The sequence below is a fragment of the Stenotrophomonas sp. STK17_22 genome (genome assembly GCF_051983905.1).
GTDB classification, from domain to species: domain Bacteria; phylum Pseudomonadota; class Gammaproteobacteria; order Xanthomonadales; family Xanthomonadaceae; genus Stenotrophomonas; species Stenotrophomonas maltophilia_A.
Genome location: NZ_CP197010.1, coordinates 195,120 through 219,433 on the forward strand (window position 1 = coordinate 195,120; position 24,314 = coordinate 219,433).

Here is a 24,314-nt window from a genome sequence, read left to right on the forward strand (position 1 = left end):
ACAGCGCGTTGTCGTAGGCGGCGGAAGTGAAGGACTGGATCTTGCGCCGAGGGTTTTCATCGGCATCAACGGCGAAATGAGGGCCTTGACCTTCCAACAATGGGAGGCCCTACAGTGACTCCATCAACCTCATTCAAGGAGTTTTTCATGAGAGTCAACAAGTTCAGCCTGTTGTTCATTGCGGGCGCCGTCGTGGTCGCCATCGGCCTGAGGGCCGTTCAGAAGAAGGTGGTCCCGTCGGGTGAAGTGATGCAGGCCAATGCGAGCGGAGGTCACCATGGGCACGCGATGCCCTCCAGCGCCTCGGCCAATGACAGTCCTTCCACGACCGCGTATCGCGCCGTGAACGACCAGATGCACGCGGGGATGGGAGCGCAGTTCACTGGAAACGCCGACGTCGATTTCATGCGCGGCATGATCCCGCACCACCAGGGCGCGATCGACATGGCCAAGGTGGCGTTGCAGTACGGCAAGGACCCGGAGGTCCGCAAGTTGGCCGAGGAGGTTATCTCTGCGCAGGAAGGCGAGATCGCCATGATGAATAAGTGGCTTGGAGAACGCGGCCAACAGGCGGGGACCGGCAGCTCGGGCGACGCCTCGACGACCGCCTACCGTGCCGGCAATGACCGCATGCACGCCGACATGATGATTGACTTCAGCGGCGATGCCGATGTGGACTTTATGCGCGGCATGATCCCGCATCACCAGGGCGCGATCGACATGGCCAAGGTGGCGTTGCAGTACGGCAAGGACCCGGAGGTCCGCGAGTTGGCTCAGGAGGTTATCTCTGCGCAGGAAGGAGAGATCGCCATGATGAAGAGCTGGCTTGCCGCTCGGGGAAAGTGAAGGCACGACCATGAACCAAGCCAGCACCCCGCGCATCATCATCTATAGCACTCCAGCCTGCCCGGACTGCCGGGTGCTGAAGGAGTGGCTGTCCCAGCAGAGCATCGTGTTTGAAGAACGCGACCTGACCGACCCGAAGATTTCTGCGGAAGCCAAGTCACGAACCGGCGTGCGCGTGGCTCCGATCACGCTCATCGGTAATGAGGTCTTCTATGGCACCTTTGCGAGCCAGAAGCCGGGGCTGATGAAGGCGCTCGGCCGTTCGACAAGTAGATGAAGGGTCTCAAGAAATACTTGGCCCGCGCTGCCGTCCAAGCTCCCAAGATACGCCGCCACCGCGCACCACGGCGGCGATATGCTGCCCCAGCCGCTGCTCGATCATCGGCCGCCACGGCACCAACCTGAATCCCATGCCGTCGTCCAGCATCGCGTAGCGCCCGCTGGCGAGCATGACGCTGCGCCGGTAGATGCCAGCCACACGCTGCCCGTCGGCCACCGGGCGATGCTCCAGGCCGGTTTCAGCGGCAATGTCCTTCGCGGCCTGTGCCAGTTCCCGGTTGCGCAGCGTGCCCAGCAGGTTGCGCGCCAGGATCACGCGCTGCCCGCGCCGCTCGGCCAGCGCCTGTTCGGCCAGGAAGTCGGCGCGCTGTTGCATGGCCTGGCCTCGCCACCAAAGCCTAGGTCGCCCAGGCCCGAGCCGCCGCCGATCAACTGCTGGTCGAGCCACGTGGCCCCGATCACGCGGGCCTGCCGCTCGATGGGCAAGTGCGATTTCAGCTCCACGGCCACGCCGCCCAGGCGCTGCGCGTCGTACTGGCGGCCACGCTCGGCCAGGTCGTCCGGCACCTTCCATAGCCCTTCGGCAACGCGCTCCACAATGCCGGCCCGACGCAGGGCCCATTTAGTAGATGGAGTGCCGCCGGTCTTAGCCGCATGCAGCGTTAAGGCGGGCTTGATATTAAGGCCTCTGAGAAGCGTCGGAGGTAGCCTAGCGATGTCAGCTTCTGGCATGAAGCAGCCGTGAACTTCAAGAGGAGCGAGGCGCGTCAGCGTACGGCCCGTAGCGGACGAGACTCTAGCGATGTCGACCACTACTAGTCCTGAGTCGCTAAGGCCAACCGCATGCTTCGTCCGACTCCCCGCGAACCCTCGTAGGGCACCTAAAGGGGCTCCTTACTTGTTAAGGACCGACAAGGTTGGACCGATGTCACGGCGGCGCTTGCCTCCTGGGCTGTTGGCGAGGGCCAATCAGCCGCGGACGTCAGCTCTGCCCCTAAGTCACTGCAACCATAGGTTCTCAGCCCTTGCGCAACCATAGGTTCAGCCAAAACGCAAACCTATGGTTGCCCGTCTAACAGCAATGCCATGCGGAGTTCCCTGAACGCCAGCCTTATTTATACACCAGTCAGTTCAATATTCAGGGTTGATTAGACCCCCTAACGGATAATTCACACCTGTCGACCGCCTCCTCTCTCTCCCCCTCCCGGGAGGCGGTCGACGAAACCAAAATAATTAAAGGTGTGTCCCGATGAACAAGAATTCGCTGCTTGCCCTGGGTCTTCTGGCTGCTCTGCCGTTCGCTGCATCGGCAACCGATGGCCTGTCGTACAACTACGTTGAAGGCGGCTACGTGAACACCGATGCCAAGGGCGGCGACGCCGATGGCTGGAAGGTGAAGGGTTCCGTTGCGGTGCACCCGAACTTCCACGTCTTTGGCGACTACAGCGCCCAGGAAACCGACAAGTTCAAGAATGACGTCGACCAGTGGCGCCTGGGTGTCGGCTACAACTACGGCATCGCACCGAACACCGACCTGGTGGCCCGTGTTGCGTACCAGAAGTACGACGAGAAGCGCGGCCTGGACTTCAACGGCTACTCCACCGAAGTGGGCGTGCGCACCGCGTTCAACCCGTACGTGGAAGGCTACGTGATGGCCGGCTACGAAGATTTCAGCAAGAAGCACGGCATCAACCCGGACGGCGAGTTCTATGGCCGTGTCGGCGCCACCGCCAAGTTCAACCAGAACTGGGGCCTGAGTGGCGAAGTGAAGCTGGCCAAGGCCGGCGACCGCGAGTGGTTCGTGGGCCCGCGCTTCACCTGGTAACAAACGCCTGTCGTTAGTGCGTGTTGTGCTGGCGTGTGACTCTCTCTCTCTCCCACACGCCAACCGAAGCCCGGCCTCGCGCCGGGCTTCACTTTTATGGGCCCCGTGGCACCACAATGCGGCATGGGCGACCCTTCCTCCCTCGCAGGTACTGGCATGGCCTACCAGGAGCATCTGGCGCCTGCGCCGCTGCGTGGCCACTTCGGCCAGCTGTGGCAGAGCCAGCTCCCTGCCGATGCCGATGGGCACATCACCGTATTGCCCGATGGCTGCGTGGATATCCTCTGGCGCGACGGCGCGCTGTTCGTGGTCGGCCCGGATCGGGTGGCTGCACATCCGGCACTGGCACCCGGTGCACAGGTGCTGGGGGCGCGCTTCCGACCTGGCCAGGCATTGGCCGCGCTCGGCCTGCCCTTGGCCGGGATCATCGGCCAGGCGGTGCCACTGGCCGATCTGAAGGGCACGTGGGCGAAGAAAGCTGCGGCTTCCATCGGTGACACCGCGCCTGCGCAGCGCCTGCAGCGGATGGCGTACTGCCTGCAGCAGCATATGGGCGCGGCCGCACTCGACACCCCGGCGCAGCGTGCACATGTCCTGTTCCAGGCGCTCGCCGGGGGTCACGCCACGCTGGATACGCTGGCGGCGCACTTGAGTCTGAGCCCGCGCAGCCTGCGGCGTTTCAGCCAGTCGCAGTTCGGCTACGGCGCCAAGACACTGGAGCGCATCCTGCGCCTGCAACGCTTTCTTCGCCATAGCCGCGCGCTGCCGCAGCACTCGTTGGCGATGCTGGCCGCTGATGCCGGCTATGCCGACCAGGCCCACCTCAGCCGTGAGGCGCGCGAGCTTGCCAGCATGACCGCACGGCAGCTGCGCCTGGAATGGGGCTGATGATGGCCGTTTTGTTCAAGACCGCCGTGCCGCGCTGACCGAAGCTGGGGCTCCCACCCAGGAATCACGCCATGAGCCACGCCGCACCCCGCGATGCCGAGCGCCGCATCGACAACATCGAATTCAACGTCGCCGACATCGCCCGCAGCAAGCGCTTCTACGGCGAGGTATTCGGGTGGTGCTTCACCGACTACGGCCCCGCCTATACCGAGTTCGACGATGGTCGCCTGAAAGGTGGTTTCGTTTCCGACGCTCCGGTACGTGCGCAGGGCGGCCCACTGGTGATTCTGCGCGGACCTTGCCGACGCCCGGCAGCGCGTGATTGCCGCCGGTGGCGAGGTGGTGCAGGCGGTGTTCGCCTTCCCCGGTGGCCGTCGCTTCCACTTCCGCGATCTGGATGGCTACGAGCTGGCGGTCTGGAGTGATATGGATTGAGGTCTTCGTACCTTCGCCGGTGGACGGAACGAGAACCGCTCCGTCCCCGGTCAGGCGGTTCCGCTATGATCGCCCGCACATCGCCACACGCGATGCGCCCGCCTCAAGCCAGCAGGAACCGCCGTGAACTCCCAGCCCGCACCGATCACCGCCCTCAACCACACGCTCGACAACGAGCCGCAGCAGATCACGGCGCCGCTCACCCATTCGGCGGCGTTCCTGGTGCTGAAAGTGAAGGATGACGAGGCGTCGATCGCCAAGGCGCGCGAGGTGCTGGCCAGCACCGACGACCTGATCAAGAACACCGCCATCCGCGAGATCGAGCGCACCTTCACCTGCAACGTGGCCATTGGCCACCGCGTGTGGCAGCCGCTGGTGGGTACCACGCCGCCGCGTGAGCTGGCGCCGTTCCGCGAGATCAAGGGCGCGACCCACACCGCGGTGTCCACGCCGGGCGACCTGCTGTACCACATCCGTGCGCGCACCATGGACCTGATCGTGGCGTTCGAGCGCAACCTGCTGATGGCGTTCGGTGATGCGGTGGAAACGGTCGATGACGTGGCCGGCTTCCGCTACTTCGACGGCCGCGACCTGCTCGACTTCGTCGATGGCACCGCCAACCCGGAAGGGCTGTCGCTGCCGGAAGCCACCATCGTGGGCGATGAAGACCCGGCGCATGCCGGTGGCAGCTACGTGGTGGTGCAGAAGTACCTGCACAACCTCGATGCCTGGCGTGCGCAGAAGACCGAGGCACAGGAAGCGATCATCGGCCGCACCAAGCACGACAACATCGAGCTGGACGATGCACCGGCCGATGCGCAGAAATCGCACAAGACGCTGTGCACCATCGAGGATGCCGACGGCGAGCACGAGATCCTGCGTGACAACATGCCCTTCGCCAACCCGGGGCGCGGCGAGTACGGCACCTACTTCATCGGCTACACGCGCCGCCTGTGGGTGATCGAGAAGATGCTCGAGCGCATGTTCATCGGCAATCCTGCGCCGCTGCATGACCGCATCCTCGACTTCTCCACCGCCACCACCGGCGTGACCTTCTTCGCGCCCTCGCGCAAGGTGCTGGCCGACCTCGGCGATTGATCGCGCCGGGCAGCGCCGCCCGCCATCTGCCTGTCATCTACCGCGCCGACCATCAGACGTTGGATGAGAGCGCAGGGGCGGGCGATGGCGATGGCAAGGAACACAACCGGCGCACGCCGCTGGTGGCGGCCGTTGGCCGCGCTGTTCGGTGCGCTCGCACTGGGGAGCGCCGCGGTGTCCGCGCAGGAGGCTCCCGCACACTGGATGGCCTATGCCGCCGCCGTGGGCGGCCAGTTGCAGCAGCGCCTGCAGCAGGAGCAGAACCCGCAGGCGCAGCGCGTGCTGGAATGGCTGCAGGCACACCCTGATGCACCGACGCCGTTGCCGGTGAGCGTGTGGATCGCTGCGGATGGCCGCATCTCGAAACTCGAATTCGACAGTTTGGGCGACGCCCAGGTCGACGCCGACCTGCGCGCGACATTGCAGTCCGCGCCGTTGCAGGCCGCGCCACCAGCCGACATGCGTCAGCCGCTGCGGCTGGGCCTGCTGCTTACCCAGTAGATCCACGCCATGCGTGGATGCGCCTGGTAGATGCCGACCTTGGTCGGCACGCGCACGCCAACCAAGGTTGGCGACTACCGGTAAGCCCCGGCCACGCATGGCGTGGCTCTACTGATCTTGCGGGTGCAGTAGATCCACGCCCTGCGTGGATGTGTTGGGTAGATGCCGACCTTGGTCGGCAGGCGCACGCCAACCAAGGTTGGCGACTACCGGTAAACCCAAGCCACGCATGGCGTGGCTCTACTGATCTTGCGGGTGCAGTAGATTCAGGCCCTGCGTGGATGTGTTGGGTAGATGCCGACCTTGGTCGGCAGGCGTGCGCCAACCAAGGTTGGCGACTACCGGTAGCCCCAAGCCACGCATGGCGTGGCTCTACTGATCTTGCGGGTGCAGTAGATTCAGGCCCTGCGTGGATGTGTTGGGTAGATGCCGACCTTGGTCGGCAGGTGTGCGCCAACCAAGGTTGGCGACTACCGGTAAACCCAAGCCACGCATGGCGTGGCTCTACTGATCTTGCGGGTGCAGTAGATCCACGCCCTGCGTGGATGTGTTGGGTAGATGCCGACCTTGGTCGGCAGGCGTGCGCCAACCAAGGTTGGCGACTACCGGTAGCCCCAAGCCACGCATGGCGTGGCTCTACTGACCTTGCGGGTGCAGTAGATCCAGGCCCTGCGTGGATGTGTTGGGTAGATGCCGACCTTGGTCGGCACGCGCGCCAACCAAGGTTGGCGACTACCGGTAAACCCCGGCCACGCACAGCGTGGCTCTACTGCGCTGCCACCTGCGGTTCACGCGCAGCTGCGCTCCATGCGCGCAGGCCGAACACGGCCAGGCCGAGGAAGAACACGTACAGCGCTGCGGTCACGTGCAGCGACTTGAACAGGTAGGCACCCACGTACACCACGTCCACCGCGATCCACACCCACCAGCAGGCCACGTGGCGGCGCGCCTGCCACCACTGGCCGACCAGGCTCAGCGCGGTCAGCATCGCGTCCAGCCACGGCAGTGCGGCATCGGTGAAGGTGTGCATGGCCGCACCCAGTGCCACGCCGCCGCACAGGCCGATGGCCAGGTCGCGCAGCAGCTTGCCGCGCGCCAGTGGCACGATGCGGACGCTGCCCTCGTCGGCGGCGTGCTGCCGCCAGTTGAGCCAGCCGTAGACCAGGAAGCCACCGAAGGCGACCTGCAGCAGGGTGTCCGAGTACAGCTTGGCCTCGGCGAAGACCAGCCCGTACAGCGTCACCGACAGCAGGCCGACCGGCCACGCCACCAGCCGGCGCTTGGCCATCAGCCAGACGCCGAGGATGCTGCACAGCGCGGCGGTCCACTCGAGCATGACGCCGCTCACAGCGCGAACGTCACCGACAGGCGGGCCTGTCGCGGTGCGCCGGGGAACAGGTAGTAGTCACCGCCGCTGCTGCCGGTATCGCGCCAGTAGAAGCGGTTGAACACGTTGTCCACCGACAGGTTCCAGGTCACCGCGCGCTCGTGCAGGCGATGCTGGAAACGCAGGCCAGCGTCGAACACCGAGTAGTCCGGTGCGCGCACGCCACCATCGGCACGGGCCACGTTGGCACCGGCATAGCGCCAGCCGCCGGTCACATCCAGGCCCTGCACGAACGGCAGCGCATAGGCCACGTGCACGCTGGCGCGCACCTTCGGCGCGTTCACCAGCTGATGGCCTTCATAGGCCGGGGTGCCGGTGTCGCGCGCGCGCGCCTGCAGCACGCTGGCGCTGGCCACGATCTGCAGCGCATCGGTCAGCTGGCCGTTGGCGGTCAGCTCCAGGCCGGTGTGGGTCTGCGTGCCTTCCTCGACGAAGGTGTAGCCGACCTCGCTGTTGTCGGGCTTGGCGTACTGGTACGGCTGCGAAATGCGGAACACCGCCGCGCCCAGCGTCAGTGCTTCGACCGGCACGTACTTCACGCCCACTTCCAGCTGCCGCGACTGCACCGACGGCAGGAAGGTGTCGGCGTTGCTGGTCCAGAAGGGCGCTTCCTGGCCCAGCGAGATGCCGCGCACGTAGCTGGCATAGGCGTTGAGCTGGTCGGTAGCCTTCCACACCACGGCGGTCTGCGGCAGGAAACGCGACAGGCGGCTGTGCCGCTGCGGGGTGCCACGCTTGTCGTAGGCACGCTCGTCCAGGCGCACGAAGCGGCCGCCGGCCAGCCACTGCCAGTCATCACCGAAGCTCATCCGGTCCAGCGCGAAGAACGCGGTCTGGCGGCTGTCCAGGCGTCGTGCGGACGGCCCTGGCATCTTCGGCGACGGCGCGAACACCGGCACCTGTGCGTCGTGGATGTTGCTGGTGCCGACGTACTCGTTGACGCTCGGGCGCTTGTCTACCGTGCGGCGGAAGTAGTCGGCACCGATGGTCAACTCATGACCGACGCTGCCGGTCTCGAAGCGGCCGCGCAGCTCGGCACGGGCCTGCTGGTTGCGGCGGGTGTCGTCCGGGCTGCGGTAGTCGTAGACGTCGTAGTCGCCATTGGGCGCGAAGTAGTTGCCCGGCACGCTGCCATCGGCACACTGCGTGGCGTAGTAGCAGCCGTAGGCGAAGGCGACGTTGTCATCGATCACCGAGCGGCTGTGGCCGACCGAGACGCGCGACTGCCAGGCATCGTTGAAGTCGTAGGTGTGCAACGCGGTGATGTTGGTGCTGGCGATATCCACCGGGCGCTGCCACGGCTGGTAGCCGAGCAGGAATTCGCGATCCACGCCGTGCGGCAGCTCACGCGCGCCCAGCAGCTGGTAGCCGGACACCGAACGCTGCGAGCTGGTCTGGTAGTTGGCATCCACTTCCAGCTTGCCGCGTTCGCCAATCAGCCAGTCGGCGGCCAGCGAGTAGAAGTTGCGACGGCCATCGGCGTGCTCGACGTAGGAATTGCTGGAATCCCATGCGGCATTCAGGCGCAGGCCGAAACGCGGGGTGATCCAGTGGCCGACATCGACGGCGACGTAGCGCGAGCCTTCCGAGTCGGTACCGAGCGTGGCGGTGCGCACTTCGGCCGGGCGCTTGCCGATGTAGTTGATGATCCCGCCGGGCGCCATCACACCCGCGGCCAGGCCGGCTTCACCCTTGAGGATCTCAACCGACTGCACGTTCTCCAGCGCCAGGCGCTGTTCGCCGGCGATGGACAGGCCGTTGAAGCGGTAGCCGGTGGCGGCATCCAGCGCAAAGCCGCGGATGGCGACGTTCTGGTAGTAGCCCACCGGCGCATACGCATCACCCAGCGAGGCATCGTTGCTGGCCAGCTCGGACAGCGAACGCACCTGCCGGCGGTCGAGATAGTCGCGCTCGAGCACGTTCACCGAGGCCGGGGTGTCCTTCCAGGACCCACCACCGAAGGCGTTCACGCGTGAGGTATCGGCCTTCGGTTTGCCGGCCTGCACGCGTACCGCCGCCAGTTCGGTGGGCGAGCGCTCGGCGCCGGTGGCAGCCGCATCGGGGGACGCCTCGGCCTCGCTGGCGTGCAGCGGCAGCGCGGCGCAGAGGGCGAGGGAGAGCAGAGTGGGGCGCAGGCAGCGGTTCATTCGGTTCGTCTTCGGACAACAAGGGAGACGAAGCGACGGCGCGCAGGTGCACCGGCCCATGACGGGGGTGTGGCTGCGGCTCAAAGCTCCCTACGCCGGTGCAAACCGGATCAGGTTCCAAGGGACTCTCTCAGCCTGGCAGATCCAGGCACCCCCGCTTCAGGTGACCATTTCACTACAAATGGTACGGATTTGCGAGCCGGTGCCCTTCAGGCTGCCGCGTGCAACGCCTGCAGCAGTGCCTGTCCCGGCGCGCTGTGGAACCACGCCGGATGCCCCAGCATGAACGGCTGCCACGCCACATCCGCGTTTGCGGTGGAGCCAGTGATGCCTTCGAAGTACTCCACTTCGGACAGTGCGAAGTCGAAATGGACCATCGGCAGCAGGTCGGCCAGCAGCTGCACGCGTGCCGCCGACAGCGGCAGCACCTCGCGGTAGCCGTCGAGCAACGCCAGTGCGATGTCGATGCGCACCGCCTCCATGCCGCGCTCCAGTTCCAGCCACGCCACTGCGTTGCGCTCGATCGCGGTGGCGAGGTCGAACAGTGCGCTGGTGGGCGAAGCCAGGCCGAAATCCAGCACGGTGCTGACCTGCCCGTCGCGCCACAGCAGGTTGGAGACATGCCAGTCGTTGTGCGCCCACAGCCGTGGCTCGTCGCGCAGGCGCTCGGCCAGGCCCGTGTGCCAAGGCAGCACGTCGCGCTGCAGCTGTGCTTCCCACGGAATGCGCGCGAGATAGCGGGCCAGCCCCGGTCGTGTGGGCAGTTCGGCTTTGATCGCGGCGATGGGATCGTCGGCGCGGATCAGATCGTCGCGCGCGACCAGCAGATGGGTACTGCGCTGTGGCGCGTGATAGCTGGCGGCGGCACGGTGCAACCGGGCCAGCATGCGGCCGGCTTCGCGGGCCTGCGCGACATCGGTCAGCAACGACCACGACACGGCATCGCGGTACAGGTCCTCGCCCACGCCCACGGCATGCAGTTCGAAGGTCCATTCGCCGTGCTCTACTGCGGTGTGGCCATCGGTTGCCGCCAGCACCTGCACCACCGGTACGCCGGCGGCAGCGAGATGGGCGATGAAGTGGTGTTCTTCTTCCAGGCAGGTGGCGCTGCGAACGCTGTGGTGGTGGCGCTTGATGAACACCGGTCCGCGCGTGCCATTGACGATGGCGGCGGCCGACAACGGTCGAGGACTGTGCCAGTGCGGCTGGCTGCCCGCATCCAGCTGCGGAAAGCGCTGGCGCAGCCACGCGAGGTCTGCGGTGCTGATCGGCGGCCAGTCGGCAGCGACCTCGTCATTGTTGAGGCCCTGCACCCGGTGGGAAGAAGAAGTCATGCCGCAGCCCCAATGGGGAAAGTCACATCCAAGGGTGCGCATTCAACGCCATGGCCGCCCGCAACGCAAACGGGCGGGTCATCGACCCGCCCGTCGTCACATCGTCATCGGCGGTACCGCCGCGCCGGATTACCAGCCGCGATGGCGGCCGCGGTCGTGGTAGTAGCGGTTGTCGTAGTAGCGCTCGCGCTGCCAGCGACGGTCGTCACCGCGGTCGTAGTAGCCGCTGCGGTAGTAGCCACGGTCGTAACGGCGATCGTAGCGGTTGTCGTAACGGCGATTGTCGTAGTAACGACGGTCGCGGCGGTCGGAGGTGGTCAGGTTGCCGATCGCGCCGCCGGCCACGGCACCGCCGACAGTGGCAGCAGGATCACCGTTGGAGAGCAGGTTGCCGGCCACGCCACCGACCACGGCGCCGACCAGGGTGCGCTTGTCCTTCCTCGACATCGCGCTGGCATCGCTGACCACGGCGACACCGGCCACCAGTGCCAGGGCCATCGCCAGACCACGGAAGCTGAGTGCGGAAGTACTGAGCATGTTCGTTCTCCTGTGAGGTGCATGCCACGCTGGGCAGGGAGGGCGCGGGGCGCCCCGGCTGCCGTGATGTCCACGCTGGCGTTCCAACATTGCCGGAACATTGCCTGGTCCACCGTGCGGCTTGCGCATTCATCTAGCGGCAGGCGGCATGAAGCAAGGCTGAAAGCGGCCCCGGCCGCTCAGCTGGCAGAAAGGGAAAGGGCCACGCGAACGTGGCCCTCCCTTCTCTCCCAAGGTGCCGCGGGCTTAGACGCCCATCGCCTTCTGGGCCTGCCGGGCCTGCTCCCGCTGGGCGTCCTGCTGCTGATGCAGCACGTTCGGCGCGCCCTGCACGGCACCGCTGCTGAGCGCCAGGCTCTGCTCGCTGGCGGCACGGGTCTCCACCGCCACGCGGCTGGCGGCGGGGTCGCCGATGGTGCCCTGCACGGCGAACAGGCGCTCACCGTTCGGGCTGGGCACCACCGAGTCGATGCGCTGCAGGCCGGCGGCATGCGCCTCCTTGGTCAAAGCCGCAGCAGCGCTTTCCAGCGTGTGGCGGTCCTTGAAGGTCCCGGCCGGCAGCAGTTCCAGACCCTTGCTGGCCTGGATGAACAACGGATTGCGCGGGTGCCGCTCGTCGTTCAGCAACGGCCGTTCGCGTGCGTCCTTGATTGCCTCCAGGGTCTTCGCCCCGACAATGCCGTCGACCACCAGGCCGTTGTCCTTCTGCAGCTGGCGCACTGCCGCGTCGGTGTTGCGGCCGAAGCGGCCATCTTCGACCAGCGGCTTGCCGTCGGCGCCGACGTAGCCCAGGTGGCCCAGCTGCTCCTGCACCTTGCGCACGCCCTCGCTGTGCGCGCCCGGCTTGTACAGTTCGGCGTGCGGCGTGGCAGCGGCCTTGTGCTCGGCCGCAGGCTTGCCCTGGCTCTGCTCGTGCGACTGGGTGCGGTTTTCCAGCAGGTCGCGCGCCTTGGACAGCGGATCGGAGGCGTACAGCTTCCAGTTCGGGTGGTCCTTCACCTGCTTGAGGTAGTCCTCCACCGGCATGGTGTGCACGCCCTTGCTGCCGGTGGACTGGCTGATCAGCAGCTTGTCGGTGTTGGGGTCGCGCACCACCATCACGATGTGGTCGATGCCGTTCCAGTGCTCATGGCGGGTCCTGGCCGTATCCAGGCCGATGATCATGCCTTCCTTCAGCGCATCGGGCTTCAGGATCGCGTCGCGGTCCAGCAGCACGCCCGACTGGTCGAACGCCTTGCGCACGATCCCACCGGAACCGAGGTTGCCCAGGTCGATGCGATCAGCCTTGCTGAACACCGCGTGCCCGGCCTTCTGGTTGATCTCGTCCATGGTCCGGTTCTGCAGCGTGCCGACCCAGCCGGAACAGTCGATGTAACCCTGCTCCACGTTCTTGCCGGTCTTGCCCGGTACGTACAGTGCGTGGCCCGGAATGTTGATGGCGTACTTGACGTCGTCGTACTTCACGCCGGCCTCGTAGGCGGCCTGCAGTTCAATGCCGGGCTTCGGTGTGGCAGCTGCCGTTGCGGTTGCCGCCAGCGTGGCTGCACCCGCCGCCACGGCTGCGCTGGCCTGTGCAGGTGCTGCCGGGGTCTGGCCCTGGCCCTGCACTACCGCCTGCGGTTCGATGTTCTTTTCCGGAATGCTGATCGCCGCGTACTTGTGGATGTAATAGCTGGAGAACGTCCGCGCCAGGTCGCCATCGTTCATGCCGCGCATCTCGGCCAGCGTGTGGCCGGTCAGCGCCTTCGCGTCGGAGCCGATCTGGTTCAGCACGTTGCGGCGCATGTTGATCTCGTCGCCGTGGCTGTTGCGGACCACACCGAAGGTGCCGGTGGCAATGGCAGTCTGCACCGAGCCGTAGCCGGCGCTGCCCTGCTGGTGGGCCAGGTACAGGTCCAGGCCGGTGGGCGTGTTGCCTCCGGACAGGTACGGGTTGCCGGTGCGCTCGTTGCGGCGCGCCATCGAGTCCAGGTTGTCCTGGTACATCTGTGCGGCCGCTTCGGTGTTGCGGGTGGGGTCGAACTCGTGACCGGTCAGGTGGTACTGGCGCGCGGAGCCGGGCACGAACTGGAACAGGCCCTTGGCGCCGGATGAGGTGTTGTGGGCGCGCTCGTTGAAGGTGCCGCCGGTCTCGATGTGCGCGAAACGCATGAAGTCATCCACAGGGATGCCCTTCTGCCTGGCGACCTGCTCGACGATGTCCAGGACTTCCTTTCTGCTGTAGTCATGCTGTGCCATGACGTTTTCCTCGGGGTTGATGGAGCGGCGCGTGCCGCGAATCGCCAACCGGACTCATCCGTGAGTCAAGAACATGTCGGTCAACAGGGAACCCGCGCGTGGCGGGTGCTATCAGGGCGCGACGTACTGCTGGGTCGCGCTGTCGAAGGTGTAGTGCACGGCGTCGCCGGCACCCAGTGCGCGGGTCTTGCCGGGGCCTTCGATGGTGGTGCCCTTGAAGGTCACGGTCAGTCGCGGCAGGCCGTTGCCGTCGGCAGCGAAGGCCAGTTCGCCATCGCTGTCGGTGCAGGGCATCACGTTGCCGTCGTCGCAGGCGGCACTGTTGTCCTCACCCGTGCGCACTGAACCGACATAGCGCCAGACCTTGCTGTCCACGTCGTCTTCGCTGCGCCTGGGGTTGAACAGCAGCAGCGCATAGCCGGTGCTGCTGATGCCGCGGTCGAAGCTGCTGGTCGGCACCGCCAGCAGCAGGCGACCATCGGCCGTGCGATGTTCAAGCGGCTTGCGCCGGGTATCGACATCGTCGGCCTTGTCGTACGCGCCCAGTGCGCCGATGGTCCATTCCTGGCCACGGAACTTCCATGGCTTCCTGGCGTCGGTGCCGGCCAGCACGAAGGTGGCCTCGGCAAGGTTGGCGCGGTCATCCGGACCGGCCGGCGTCTGCTCGCCCGGCTTGCCGTAGTGCTCGCGGGTATCCCAGGAGAAACCCGTGTAGTACGTGGTGCCATCGAGAGTGAACGTGTGGCCGAACCAGAAGGTCGCCACGCTGCCGTTCTGGACCTCATAGGAGGTCGCGCCATCGCCGTCCACCTGGTAGGTGAAATACATCACGGTCGGCGCGTCGGGCGGGGTGGCGGCGGCATCGGGGGTGGGGGTCTGCATCGGGGCAACATCCTGTCGGGGCGCATTGGCAGCCTGCGCAGGGGCGCCGGGCTGGGAGGACGAGGGGGCCGGATCGGCGGCGCTGCAGGCGGCAGCGGAAAGAGAGACGAGCAGGCACGCCGCGAATGCGCGCAGAGGCCGCAACGGCAGGGTCCAACGTAGCTTGGGGGGATGATGCATGCGCCTCTCCATGGTCAGCGTTGCCGGGCCAGACGGCCGGCAGGAAACCGCGCCACGTCCACCAGGGACGGGAGCGAGGACATGAGCCGGTCGATTCCTTCGACCTCGCATTGAGAACTCATGCCGGACCATCTTGGCACAGATCGGCGGCCGGTCAAAGAGGGCGATGGCAGCTGCCCTTCTTGTGTGATCTGGCTCTCAGATCTTGCCGTCGCGCAGGTAATCGAACAGCTCGGCGTCGCCCTTGAGGCCCAGTTTGAGCATGGCGTCACCCTTCTGCCGGCTGATGGTGCTGACGCTCTTGTGCAGCTGCAGCGAGATTTCCTTCACGGTCATGCCGGTGCCCAGCAGCCGCAGCACCTCCACCTCGCGTGGCGACAGTGGCTTGCCGTCGCCCTCGCGCATGCGCCAGCTGCCAGCGGCCTCGACCCGCTCGCGCAGGCTGCGGCTGATGTAGGGCTGGCCCCGGTAGACCGCCTGGATGGCCTGTGGCAGTTCGTCCATCGACGAACTCTTGTCGACCAGGCCGAGCACGCCGCTGTCGAGCACCATGCGCAGGATCGCCAGGTTGTTGGAGACACTGAGCATCAGCACCGGCAGGTCGGGATAACGGCGGCGGATCATGCCGATCATGGCGAAGCCGTCGGCCTGGGGACTGCCCGGCATGGAGTAGTCGGTGACCAGCAGGTCACAGGGTTGGCTGCCGAGCAGGGCCATCAGCGCCTGCGCGCTGTCGGCTTCGCCGACCACGCGGCCCACCCCGCTCGATTCGATGACGGCACGGGTACCGATACGGACCACCGGGTGGTCGTCTGCGATGATGATGCGCAAGCTCATGCTCTAGTATGGCCACCGGGCACGCCGGACCGCGACCATCGCGGTTCCTGGCAGATTCTAGGAGATCAACGCCGATGCGTAGCTGGGCTGTTCGCGGGCTGGTCCTGCTGCTGGCCGTGCTGGTGCTGCCTGCGGCGCTGGCACAGGCGGTGCCTGGGCTGTTGCCGCTCAGCCCGCTGCAGCGCGAGTACCTTGCCGCGCATCCGAGCATCGTCGTGGGCCAGTATGACAGTGGCTGGCCGCCGTTCGAGTCCCTCCGTGATGGCCAGCAGGTCGGCCTGGGCCCGGATTATCTGTCGCTTCTCGCCCGTCAGCTGGGCGTGAAGGTGGAGGCACGGCGCTATCCAGACTGGACATCCGTGCTGGATGCGGCATGTCGTGGCGAGATCGATGTAGTGATGAATGTCGGTCTCAGTGCCGACCGCACCCGCTGCATGGTCTATACCGCCGCCTATGGCGAGGCACCGCTGGCCCTGGTGGGACGCCCGGATGACCTGCGTGCCTCCGACATCCCCGACCTGGATGGACTGCGGGTGGTGATCGAGCAGGACTTCCTGACCGGCCCGCAGGTGCGGGCGCGCTTTCCCCGGGCACGACAGCTTGTCGCAAACAGCTCGTTGGCGGCGCTGGAGATGGTCAGAGACGACAAGGCAGACGTTTACATCGGCAATGCCTACGTGGCCACCGAACTGATCGCACGCGAGGACCTGCAGGGGGTCGTGCTGCTGCGTCCCAGCGATCTGCCGCCCGAACGGCTGCACTTCGGTGTTCCCAACAGCAAGCAGCCGTTGGCCGAAGCATTGGACCTGGCACTGGCTGCGACCAGCCAGGCCCAGCGCGATGCGCTGGTGCAGCGCTGGCTGCCACCTCCGCAGTGGTCGGCATCGGCACAGCTGGCGTTGAGCCAGGCCGAGAAACGGGTATTGGAGCAGCCGTTGAAGATCGGCTTCGCGCCGAACGCGGCGCCGCTGTCGTTCGCGGACCAGGATGGCAACCCCAGTGGCCTGGCCAGCGAATACCTGCGGCGCCTGCTGCAGGCTGGCGCCAACCTGCAGGTGGAAAACAGCCATGACTGGTACGAGGTGCGCGAGAAGGCGCGCCGCGGCAAGCTGCAGGCGGTGATGGGCATTCCTGCCGATTCTCGCTACCTGGGCCCGGACTGGGTGTTCAGCCAGCCCTTCATCAGCGTGCCGAACGTGATCGTCAGCCGGCGTGACAGCCCGGCGTTGCTGGGCCTGTCCGACCTGCAGGGCAAGCGGGTGCTGCTGTCCGATCCGGAACGTGTGCGTGGCTATGTGCTGCAGCAGGCGCCGCAGGCGCGGATCATCGCGGCACGCAGCGCGGAACAGGCCCTGCAGCGCCTGATCAATGGCGACGCCGATGCCTACGTAGGCAACCTGGCACTGGTTGACCATCTGCTGCGCAACCGCTTCCCGGGGCGCCTGCAGGTGGCGGCACCGGCAGGTTTCAACGATCAGCTGGTGCTGGCGGTTGAGCGCCGCCATGCCGCCCTGGCCACCACCTTCGACCGCCTGCTGCTGCAGATGACGCCGCGCAAGCGCGAGGCCCTGCGCGGGGACTGGCTGGCCGTCGAGTACCGCAACGGCCTGGACTGGAACAGCGCGATGCGCTGGGGCGTGCCGCTGCTGCTGGTGCTGCTCACCGCGCTGCTGGTGCATGCCATCGGGCATTGGCGGCTGCGCCGCGAGGTGGCCGGACGGCGTCACCTGGAACAGCGCCTGGCCGAAGTCACCGACAACCTGCCCGCCGTGGTCTATCAGGCTCGCCGCGCGGCAGACGGAACCCTCAGCTTCCCGTTCATTGCCGGTGACCTGCAGGCGTTGTTCGGGATCAGCCGGCAGCAGGCCGAACAGGATGCAATGTGCCTGCTGGAGCGCATCGAGGAAGACGACCGCGAGCACATCCTGCATGCGGTCGAGCAGGCGGCGCGCCAGTTCGCACCGCTTGTTCTCGAGTTCCGGCTGCGACCTGAAGGCACCGGCGCGCGCTGGGTGCGCAGCCAGGCCCATCCCTATGCGGCGGAAGCGGGCGTGGTCACCTGGAGTGGATACTGGGTGGATGTCAGCGAGGCGCGTGCACAGGCCGAGGCCCTGACTGCGGCCAAGGCCGACGCCGAACAGGCGGCGGAGGCGAAGTCGCGTTTCCTGGCGACCATGAGCCATGAAATCCGAACGCCGATGAGTGGCGTGCTGGGCATGCTGGAAGTGCTGGCGCATTCGCCGCTGGATGCCGAGCAGCAGCGCATCCTCGGGGTGATCGAGGATTCGGCGCAGATGCTGCGGCAGATCCTCGACGATATTCTTGACTACTCGCGGCTTGAGGCCGGCGCGCTGCGCCTGGAACCGGTGCCGCAGCCGCTGCGGCCATTGCTGGAAAGCGTGTGCCGGTTGTTGTCGGCGCAGGCCAGTGCACGTGGGCTGGACCTGCGCGTGCAGATCGACCCGCAGCTGGCGGCCGCGCACGAAGTGGATGGCGTGCGCCTGCGCCAGATCGTGTTCAACCTGCTCAGCAACGCCATCAAGTTCACTGTGCGCGGCGAAGTGCGGCTGCAGCTGGACGTGCTGGGGCCGACCGCCGAAGACGGCAGCCAGCCGCTGTGCCTGAGCGTCACCGACACCGGTATCGGCATCGCGCCGGAACAGCTGCAGCACCTGTTTGCGCCGTTCACCCAGGCTGGTGCCTACATCCAGCGCGACCATGGGGGTACCGGCCTGGGCCTGAGCATCTGCCAGCGCCTGGTGCAGATGATGGACGGCGAGCTGGAGCTGCACAGCACGCTGGGCGAAGGGACCCGCGCCGAGGTGCGGCTGTCGCTGGTGGAAGCCGGCAGCGGTGATGTGGAAGCGCTGGTCGCCGAGCAGGAACAGGCCTCGCTGCTGCCGCCGGCGCTGCGCCAGGCGCGGGTGCTGGTGATCGAAGACCACCCGACCAACCAGGCGATGATGGCCTGGCGACTGCAGCAGCTGGGGGTGCCGCATGTGATGGTCGGTGACGGCCAGCAGGGCTTGGATTGGCTGTCGTCGGAGAGTTTCGATCTGGTGATCACCGACTGCCGGATGCCGGTGCTCGATGGCTTCGGTTTCACCCGCCTGCTGCGCGAACGCGAGGGCCGCAACGGCCAGCCGCGGCTGACCGTGCTGGCGCTGACCGCCAGCGTGCTGGATGACGATGCACGGCGCTGCCGCGAGGCCGGCATGGACGAAGTGCTGGCCAAGCCGCTGTCACTGGCCACGCTGCGCACCGCACTGCTGCGCTGGTTGCCGCAGGCGCAGGGACAGTCGTTCGAGGAGCCGCAGGCCGAGTCCGCCGTCGACGATGCTGGGACGCTGCCCGATCTGGACAGCCTGCAGCGGCGCTTCGGCTCACGTGCGGTGGCCGAGCAGCTGCGCGACAGCCTGTTGCAGGCCAGCGAGGGCGATCTTGCCGCCGTGCAGCGCGCGCTGCAGGCTGGAGATCGCGAGGCGGCCGCACTGCACCTGCATCGTCAGGCCGGTGGTTTGGGCGCGGTGGGAGCGACAGTGCTGGCCGGGCAGGCCAATGCGCTGGTGGAGCGTCTGCAGGATGCGGCGGAAACCGATGTGGCGCCGTTGTTCGCGGCGGTGGCGGAATTTGTGGCACGGCTGCAGCGACAGCTGCAGCGCCTGGCTCACTGAGCCGACTGCTGCTGCAGGTAGGCGATCACCAGTGCGCGGCGTTCGGCGCTGGGGAAGGCGTTGTACATGCGCGTGCCGGGCACCACGTGGGTGGGCGACTGCAGGAACGCATCCAGGGTCTGCGCGGTCCAGGTGATATCGGCGCGGCGCATGCCGTCGGAATAGCCATAGTCCGGCAGGCTGCCAGCGCGGCGGCCGATCACGCCGTGCAGATTGGGTCCGAAGCGGTGGATGCCACCAGGTTGCACGGTGTGGCAGCCGGCACACAGCTCGAACGCGCGCTGCATGGCCTGCTGCTGCGCCTGTTCCGGCGTGGCCGGTGCCGCAGGCGGGCGCTGGCAGGCCGTGGCCGCCAGGGTCAAAGCAATGGTGATGAGCAGGCGGAGAGCACGCATGGGCGGGCAGGATAGCGACGCAGCGGGGCAGGTGGGCTGCGACACGCGGTCGCAGCCCGGAGCAATCACATGCCCGAATAGTTCGGGCCGCCACCGCCCTGCGGGGTCACCCAGACGATGTTCTGGGTCGGGTCCTTGATGTCGCAGGTCTTGCAGTGCACGCAGTTCTGCGCGTTGATCTGCAGGCGCGCGTTATCGGCTTCACCGACGAACTCGTACACACCCGCCGGGCAGTAGCGGGCTTCCGGGCCGGCGTACTCGGCCAGGTTCACCTTCACCGGAATGCTGGGGTCCTTCAGCGTCAGGTGGCTGGGCTGGTTCTCGTCGTGGTTGGTGCTGCTGAGGAACACCGAGCTGAGACGGTCGAAGGTCAGCACGCCATCCGGCTTCGGGTAGGCGATGCGGGTGTGCTTGGCCGCCGGCTCCAGGCAGACGTGATCCGGCTGCGTGCGGTGCAGGGTCCACGGCGGATTGCGCACGCCCAGCTTCGGCAGCAGCCACTGCTCCACGCCGGTCATCAGCGTGGCCACGGTCTGGCCCTTCTTGAACCACTGCTTGAAGTTCTTGGCCTGCTGCAGTTCGGTGAACAGCCAGCTGGCTTCGAACGCCTTCGGGTAGGCGCTCAGTTCATCGTGCTGGCGGTCGGCGGCCAGCGCGTCGAACGCGGCATCGGCGCACAGCATGCCGGTCTTGATCGCGGCATGGCTGCCCTTGATGCGGCTGGCGTTGAGGTAGCCGGCCTCGCAGCCGACCAGCGCGCCACCCGGGAACACCGTCTTCGGCAGCGACAGCAGGCCGCCGGCGGTGATCGCACGCGCGCCGTAACCGATGCGCGTGCCACCCTCCAGGTGCTTGCGGATGGACGGATGGGTCTTGAAGCGCTGGAACTCTTCGAACGGGCTCAGCCACGGGTTCCTGTAGTCCAAGCCAACCACATAACCGATGGCGACCTTGCCGCCGTCGGCGTGGTACAGGAACGCACCACCGTAGGTGTCGCTGTCCAGCGGCCAGCCGGCGGCGTGCACCACCAGGCCCGGCTCATGCTTGGCCGGGTCGATCTGCCATAGTTCCTTGATGCCGATGCCGTAGGCCTGCGGGTCCTTGCCTTCGTCCAGCTTGTAGCGCGCGATCAGCTGGCGGCCGAGGTGGCCGCGTGCGCCTTCGGCGAAGATCGTGTACTTGGCCTGCAGCGCCATGCCCCGTTCGAAGGCCGGGCCGATGCTGCCGTCCTTCTCGATGCCCATGTCGCCGGTGGCCACGCCGATCACTTCACCATTGTCGCCGTACAGCACCTCGGCTGCGGCGAAGCCGGGGAAGATCGCCACTTCCAGCGCTTCGGCCTGCTGCGCCAGCCAGCGGGTCACTTCACCCAGGCTGATGATGTAGTTGCCTTCGTTGTGGAAGCACTCCGGCAGCAGCGCATTGGGCGTGCTGCGTGCGCCGGTTTCGCTGAGGAACAGGAATTCGTCGCGGGTGACCTTCTGCTTCAGCGGTGCGCCGCGCTCGGCCCAGTCCGGGAACAGTTCGGTCAGTGCGCGCGGATCCATCACGGCGCCGGAAAGGACGTGCGCGCCCGGTTCGGAGCCCTTCTCCAGCACGCACACCGACAGTTCGCGGCCGGCTTCGATCGCGCGCTGGCGCAGGCGGATCGCGGTGGCCAGGCCGGCGGGGCCGGCGCCGACGATCACCACGTCGAACTCCATTACTTCACGCGGGGGCAGGGCGTTGGCTTCAGCGCTCATCGATTGCATGACTCGTGGGTAGGGCCGGCATCGGGGCCACCGGCGGTGCCTGGGAATCGCGCGTGCAGCCACGAGCGAAACGGTTGTTTGAATGTGTCAGGGTACCGGGCCGCGCGTGATCGAGCTAGATCGACGATGTTCACACCCGGATTGCTGCAATGCAGCGTAGGGCCGTGGCTCTGGTGGGTGCCGACCTTGGCCGGCACGCTCTGCCCGGATGACCGACAATGGCCGGGTCCTGACTGCGCGTGAGTGCCATGGCTTTGCATCCGTACGATCTGTTCGATGTCCGTTCCCTGCTCAACGAGGAAGAGCGCGCGGTGCAGGAGAGCGTCGCCCGCTTCACCAACGAGCGCGTGCTGCCGATCATCGGCGATGCCTTCGACCAGGCCCGCTTCCCTTCAGAGCTGGTGCCGGAGATCGCCGCGCTGGGCCTGCTCGGTGCCACCCTGCCGGCCGAATACGGCGGCGGCGACCTCGGTGCGGTCAGCTATGGCCTGATCTGCCAGGAGCTGGAGCGCGGCGATTCGGGCCTGCGCAGCTTCGTCTCGGTGCAGAGCTCGCTGTGCATGTACCCGATCTATGCCTACGGCAGCGAGGAGCAACGCCAGCAGTGGTTGCCGGCGATGGCGCGCGGTGAGCTGATCGGCTGCTTCGGCCTGACCGAGGCACACGGCGGTTCCGATCCGGCCAGCATGAAGACCCGCGCGGTGCGCGATGGCAGCGACTGGCGCATCAGCGGCAGCAAGATGTGGATCACCAGCGGCCCGGTGGCCGATCTGGCCATCGTCTGGGCGCAGACCGAGGACGGCATCCAGGGCTTCGTGCTGGAAAAGGGCATGGCCGGCTTCACCACGCAGGAGATCAAGCACAAGATGAGCCTGCGCGCGTCGCTGACCGGCGCGTTGTTCTTCGACGACGTGCGCGTGCCCGACAGCCACCGCCTGCCGAACGTGAAGGGCCTGAAGGGCCCGCTGGGTTGCCTGACCCAGGCCCGCTACGGCATCAGCTGGGGCCCGATCGGCGCTGCCATTGCCTGCCTGGATGAAGCGCTGGGCTATGCCAAGGAACGCGTGCTGTTCGGTCGCCCGCTGGCGGCCACGCAGAGCGCGCAGATCAAGCTGGCCGAAATGGCCCGCCGCATCACCACCGCGCAGCTGCTGGCGCTGCAGCTGGGCCGCCTGAAGGAAGCTGGCCAGCTGCAGCCGCAGCAGGTCAGCCTGGCCAAGTGGAACAACTGCCGCATGGCCATCGACATCGCCCGCGAGTGTCGCGATCTGCTGGGCGGCGCCGGCATCACCACCGAGCATGTAGCGATCCGGCATGCGCTGAACCTGGAATCGGTGATCACCTATGAAGGCACCGAGACCGTGCACCAGCTGGTGATCGGCCGCGAACTGACCGGCATCAACGCGTTCTGAGTGCACCGGTAGTGCCGGCCGCTGGCCGGCATTGCCCAGTAGCGTATTCGCAGGCGAGCGATCGGTGTACCGAACCGCGCACCGTACCGAGATGGGTTCAAGGACAGCCTGTACCGCGCGGCTGTTGGGTCCGCCTTGAAGCGAGCCGAGCACCGCAGGTCCGGCGGGGGCGAAGAGGCGCGGGTGTCTGAGCGCAGCGAGTTCCGCGCCGTCCCCCGGCGGGCCGAGGAGCGCAGGGCACCGGTGCGCAGCACCGGCTCGCGGATGGCGGCGCGTTTCTTTTGGTTACTTTTCTTTCCGCGCGGAAAGAAAAGTAACGCCCATGAACGCATGCGCCCGCCACAGCAACGACCAGGCAGAAGAGAGACGCGTGGCGTTACGCCCCGCCCGCAAACCCGTGCTGCCGCCACGCTTCGTACATCACCACCGCAACGGTGTTGGAAAGATTGAGGCTGCGGTTGTCCGGCCGCATCGGCAGGCGCAGGCGGCGGCCATCGGGCAAGGCATCGAGCACGTCCTGCGGCAGGCCGCGGCTTTCCGGGCCGAACAGGAAGGCATCACCATCTTCAAAGGCCACGCTGTCGTAGCGCACGCTGGCACGCGTACTCAGGGCAAACAAGCGCTTCGGTGATCCGCGCCAGCGCGGTGTCCAGGTCGGGGTGCACCTGCAGGCGCGAGTACTCGTGGTAGTCCAGGCCGGCGCGCTTGAGCTGCTTGTCTTCCAGTGCGAAGCCGAGCGGCTCGACCAGGTGCAGCTGCGCGCCGGTGTTGGCGCAGAGCCGGATCACATTGCCCGTGTTGGGCGGGATTTCCGGTTGGAACAGGATCACATGGAACTGGGGCGCGGCATTCATCGGCGCAGTGTACCTGCGACGACCGCCGCCTTTACGGCGCACGCCCTGCGCTGGGCAGGGCGGCACCGCTTACGGGCGCAGCAGGACCTGGGCGGTTTCGGTGGCCAGGGCCTGCAGGTCGGCGGCGCTCGGGCGCACCTGCAGGGCCGGCAGGTTGACGATGACCGAGTTGGCGACGTTGGTGGCGGCAGCAGCCAGGGTGGCGGCGTAGCGCTGGGCTTCCATTTCGGCGGCCAGGGCGACGCGCTGTTCCAGGCTCGGGCGCACTTCCACCGAGGCCAGGGTGGTGATCGGCATCGCGGCAGCAACCGGGGCGGCAACGTAGCCGTTGCGCTCGGCCAGCTGGTCGGCGCTGGGGCGCACTTCCACGGTGGCCAGGGTCGGGATGCCGCTGGCCTGTTCCCAGGCCTGCTGGGCCAGCTGGTCGGCGGCCGGGCGAACCTGCACGGTGGACAGGGTCTTGATGGATTCGGAGGCCTGCACCGACGAAACAACCGCGGTGCCGGCGATCAGGGCGATGGCGATGGCAATGGTCTTGGCGTTCATGACGGGGCCTGTTTAGTGTTGGTGAGCAGTGGTGTGGTAGTAAGGTAGTACACCAATTCTGGGCATGCAAGAGAAATTTTCTATTTCCTGCATTTGTTCAGTCTTCAGTCAGCTTTTGTCTGAAGCCCTTCCTGGCGCAGGAAGTACCAAGCAATCCGCGTGCCAACTTTTAGTTATTGATTTGCAAGAGTTTTTGTTTGGCCGAGAAGTGTCCGGTAGGCGGACACCTGTCCATTCGATGTGCTGCGGACACTGTCCGGACGGTCCT

18 protein-coding genes, 3 pseudogenes and 1 riboswitch are annotated in these 24,314 nt (G+C 66.6%); of the genes and pseudogenes, 9 read left to right on the forward strand and 12 right to left on the reverse strand.

What is annotated here, in order from left to right:
* Positions 1–147 precede the first annotated feature (147 nt).
* Both copM and ACSYS9_RS00845 read left to right on the forward strand, forming a co-directional pair.
* A complete protein-coding gene (copM, locus tag ACSYS9_RS00840) occupies positions 148–846 on the forward strand; it encodes a CopM family metallochaperone (RefSeq protein WP_071228802.1) in 699 nt (232 codons plus the stop codon).
* Between the two features lie 10 nt (positions 847–856).
* Positions 857–1,123 (forward strand): glutaredoxin family protein, encoded by a 267-nt coding sequence (locus ACSYS9_RS00845; protein ID WP_008786730.1) that lies wholly within the window; start codon positions 857–859, stop codon positions 1,121–1,123.
* A 6-nt stretch (positions 1,124–1,129) separates the two neighbouring features.
* Here ACSYS9_RS00845 and ACSYS9_RS00850 read toward each other — a convergent pair.
* A pseudogene (locus ACSYS9_RS00850) lies at positions 1,130–1,857 on the reverse strand (DUF3363 domain-containing protein).
* A gap of 517 nt (positions 1,858–2,374) precedes the next feature.
* On the opposite strand from ACSYS9_RS00850, the gene ACSYS9_RS00855 reads away from it, so the two are divergent.
* The 5 genes and pseudogenes from ACSYS9_RS00855 (at position 2,375) to ACSYS9_RS00875 (ending at position 5,872) form a co-directional block, all read left to right on the forward strand.
* Positions 2,375–2,950, forward strand: a complete 576-nt coding sequence (locus ACSYS9_RS00855; protein ID WP_043034956.1) for an OmpO family porin — start codon at positions 2,375–2,377, stop codon at positions 2,948–2,950.
* A gap of 123 nt (positions 2,951–3,073) precedes the next feature.
* Entirely contained in the window at positions 3,074–3,838 is a 765-nt protein-coding gene (locus tag ACSYS9_RS00860; protein ID WP_071228801.1) for a helix-turn-helix transcriptional regulator, read from the forward strand.
* Between the two features lie 71 nt (positions 3,839–3,909).
* Positions 3,910–4,273, forward strand: a pseudogene (locus tag ACSYS9_RS00865) (VOC family protein).
* A 123-nt stretch (positions 4,274–4,396) separates the two neighbouring features.
* Entirely contained in the window at positions 4,397–5,371 is a 975-nt protein-coding gene (locus tag ACSYS9_RS00870) for a Dyp-type peroxidase (RefSeq protein WP_032130172.1), read from the forward strand.
* Between the two features lie 84 nt (positions 5,372–5,455).
* A complete protein-coding gene (locus tag ACSYS9_RS00875) occupies positions 5,456–5,872 on the forward strand; it encodes a hypothetical protein (protein WP_071228800.1) in 417 nt (138 codons plus the stop codon).
* A gap of 766 nt (positions 5,873–6,638) precedes the next feature.
* Here ACSYS9_RS00875 and pnuC read toward each other — a convergent pair.
* The 7 genes from pnuC to ACSYS9_RS00910 form a co-directional block, all read right to left on the reverse strand.
* Entirely contained in the window at positions 6,639–7,208 is a 570-nt protein-coding gene (gene pnuC, locus ACSYS9_RS00880) for a nicotinamide riboside transporter PnuC (RefSeq protein ID WP_071228799.1), read from the reverse strand.
* An 8-nt stretch (positions 7,209–7,216) separates the two neighbouring features.
* Entirely contained in the window at positions 7,217–9,406 is a 2,190-nt protein-coding gene (locus tag ACSYS9_RS00885; protein ID WP_071228798.1) for a TonB-dependent siderophore receptor, read from the reverse strand.
* 70 nt (positions 9,407–9,476) lie between these two features.
* Positions 9,477–9,572, reverse strand: a riboswitch (TPP riboswitch).
* A gap of 43 nt (positions 9,573–9,615) precedes the next feature.
* Positions 9,616–10,740, reverse strand: a complete 1,125-nt coding sequence (locus ACSYS9_RS00890) for a phosphotransferase enzyme family protein (protein ID WP_071228797.1) — start codon at positions 10,738–10,740, stop codon at positions 9,616–9,618.
* Positions 10,741–10,869: 129 nt separating this feature from the next.
* Positions 10,870–11,277: a glycine zipper 2TM domain-containing protein gene (locus ACSYS9_RS00895; protein WP_071228796.1), complete on the reverse strand. Its 408-nt coding sequence runs from the start codon at positions 11,275–11,277 to the stop codon at positions 10,870–10,872.
* A 246-nt stretch (positions 11,278–11,523) separates the two neighbouring features.
* Positions 11,524–13,515 (reverse strand): XVIPCD domain-containing protein, encoded by a 1,992-nt coding sequence (locus tag ACSYS9_RS00900; protein ID WP_440568745.1) that lies wholly within the window; start codon positions 13,513–13,515, stop codon positions 11,524–11,526.
* Between the two features lie 111 nt (positions 13,516–13,626).
* Entirely contained in the window at positions 13,627–14,397 is a 771-nt protein-coding gene (locus ACSYS9_RS00905) for a hypothetical protein (RefSeq protein ID WP_049398613.1), read from the reverse strand.
* A 378-nt stretch (positions 14,398–14,775) separates the two neighbouring features.
* The gene (locus ACSYS9_RS00910) at positions 14,776–15,414 is read right to left on the reverse strand and encodes a response regulator transcription factor (protein ID WP_049421098.1); all 639 of its coding nucleotides are present in this window, start codon (positions 15,412–15,414) and stop codon (positions 14,776–14,778) included.
* Positions 15,415–15,488: 74 nt separating this feature from the next.
* Between ACSYS9_RS00910 and ACSYS9_RS00915 the strand changes: the two genes are divergently transcribed.
* Entirely contained in the window at positions 15,489–19,088 is a 3,600-nt protein-coding gene (locus ACSYS9_RS00915) for an ATP-binding protein (RefSeq protein WP_071228795.1), read from the forward strand.
* Here ACSYS9_RS00915 and ACSYS9_RS00920 read toward each other — a convergent pair.
* Both ACSYS9_RS00920 and ACSYS9_RS00925 read right to left on the reverse strand, forming a co-directional pair.
* Positions 19,082–19,483, reverse strand: a complete 402-nt coding sequence (locus ACSYS9_RS00920) for a c-type cytochrome (protein WP_071228794.1) — start codon at positions 19,481–19,483, stop codon at positions 19,082–19,084. The two genes, ACSYS9_RS00915 and ACSYS9_RS00920, sit on opposite strands and share 7 nt — an antisense overlap.
* A gap of 65 nt (positions 19,484–19,548) precedes the next feature.
* Positions 19,549–21,225 carry an electron transfer flavoprotein-ubiquinone oxidoreductase gene (locus ACSYS9_RS00925; protein WP_032130141.1) on the reverse strand — a complete coding sequence of 559 codons (1,677 nt, stop codon included), beginning with the start codon at positions 21,223–21,225 and terminating at the stop codon, positions 19,549–19,551.
* Positions 21,226–21,482: 257 nt separating this feature from the next.
* On the opposite strand from ACSYS9_RS00925, the gene ACSYS9_RS00930 reads away from it, so the two are divergent.
* A complete protein-coding gene (locus ACSYS9_RS00930) occupies positions 21,483–22,646 on the forward strand; it encodes an acyl-CoA dehydrogenase family protein (protein WP_071228793.1) in 1,164 nt (387 codons plus the stop codon).
* Positions 22,647–23,022: 376 nt separating this feature from the next.
* Here ACSYS9_RS00930 and ACSYS9_RS00935 read toward each other — a convergent pair.
* Positions 23,023–23,500: pseudogene (locus ACSYS9_RS00935) on the reverse strand (tRNA (cytidine(34)-2'-O)-methyltransferase).
* Between the two features lie 69 nt (positions 23,501–23,569).
* On the reverse strand, positions 23,570–24,046 hold the full coding sequence (locus ACSYS9_RS00940; RefSeq protein ID WP_071228792.1) for a hypothetical protein: 477 nt from the start codon (positions 24,044–24,046) through the stop codon (positions 23,570–23,572).
* Between the last annotated feature and the right edge of the window lie 268 nt (positions 24,047–24,314).

Excerpts from the sequence above, each read along its gene's own strand:
- copM (WP_071228802.1), top strand. The coding sequence starts at position 148 with ATGAGAGTCAACAAGTTCAGCCTGTTGTTCATTGCGGGCGCCGTCGTG.
- ACSYS9_RS00845 (WP_008786730.1), top strand. The coding sequence starts at position 857 with ATGAACCAAGCCAGCACCCCGCGCATCATCATCTATAGCACTCCAGCC.
- ACSYS9_RS00855 (WP_043034956.1), top strand. The coding sequence starts at position 2,375 with ATGAACAAGAATTCGCTGCTTGCCCTGGGTCTTCTGGCTGCTCTGCCG.
- ACSYS9_RS00860 (WP_071228801.1), top strand. The coding sequence starts at position 3,074 with ATGGGCGACCCTTCCTCCCTCGCAGGTACTGGCATGGCCTACCAGGAG.
- ACSYS9_RS00875 (WP_071228800.1), top strand. The coding sequence starts at position 5,456 with ATGGCGATGGCAAGGAACACAACCGGCGCACGCCGCTGGTGGCGGCCG.
- pnuC (WP_071228799.1), bottom strand. The coding sequence starts at position 7,208 with ATGCTCGAGTGGACCGCCGCGCTGTGCAGCATCCTCGGCGTCTGGCTG.
- ACSYS9_RS00885 (WP_071228798.1), bottom strand. The coding sequence starts at position 9,406 with ATGAACCGCTGCCTGCGCCCCACTCTGCTCTCCCTCGCCCTCTGCGCC.
- ACSYS9_RS00890 (WP_071228797.1), bottom strand. The coding sequence starts at position 10,740 with ATGACTTCTTCTTCCCACCGGGTGCAGGGCCTCAACAATGACGAGGTC.
- ACSYS9_RS00895 (WP_071228796.1), bottom strand. The coding sequence starts at position 11,277 with ATGCTCAGTACTTCCGCACTCAGCTTCCGTGGTCTGGCGATGGCCCTG.
- ACSYS9_RS00900 (WP_440568745.1), bottom strand. The coding sequence starts at position 13,515 with ATGGCACAGCATGACTACAGCAGAAAGGAAGTCCTGGACATCGTCGAG.
- ACSYS9_RS00905 (WP_049398613.1), bottom strand. The coding sequence starts at position 14,397 with ATGCAGACCCCCACCCCCGATGCCGCCGCCACCCCGCCCGACGCGCCG.
- ACSYS9_RS00910 (WP_049421098.1), bottom strand. The coding sequence starts at position 15,414 with ATGAGCTTGCGCATCATCATCGCAGACGACCACCCGGTGGTCCGTATC.
- ACSYS9_RS00915 (WP_071228795.1), top strand. The coding sequence starts at position 15,489 with ATGCGTAGCTGGGCTGTTCGCGGGCTGGTCCTGCTGCTGGCCGTGCTG.
- ACSYS9_RS00920 (WP_071228794.1), bottom strand. The coding sequence starts at position 19,483 with ATGCGTGCTCTCCGCCTGCTCATCACCATTGCTTTGACCCTGGCGGCC.
- ACSYS9_RS00925 (WP_032130141.1), bottom strand. The coding sequence starts at position 21,225 with ATGAGCGCTGAAGCCAACGCCCTGCCCCCGCGTGAAGTAATGGAGTTC.
- ACSYS9_RS00930 (WP_071228793.1), top strand. The coding sequence starts at position 21,483 with ATGGCTTTGCATCCGTACGATCTGTTCGATGTCCGTTCCCTGCTCAAC.
- ACSYS9_RS00940 (WP_071228792.1), bottom strand. The coding sequence starts at position 24,046 with ATGAACGCCAAGACCATTGCCATCGCCATCGCCCTGATCGCCGGCACC.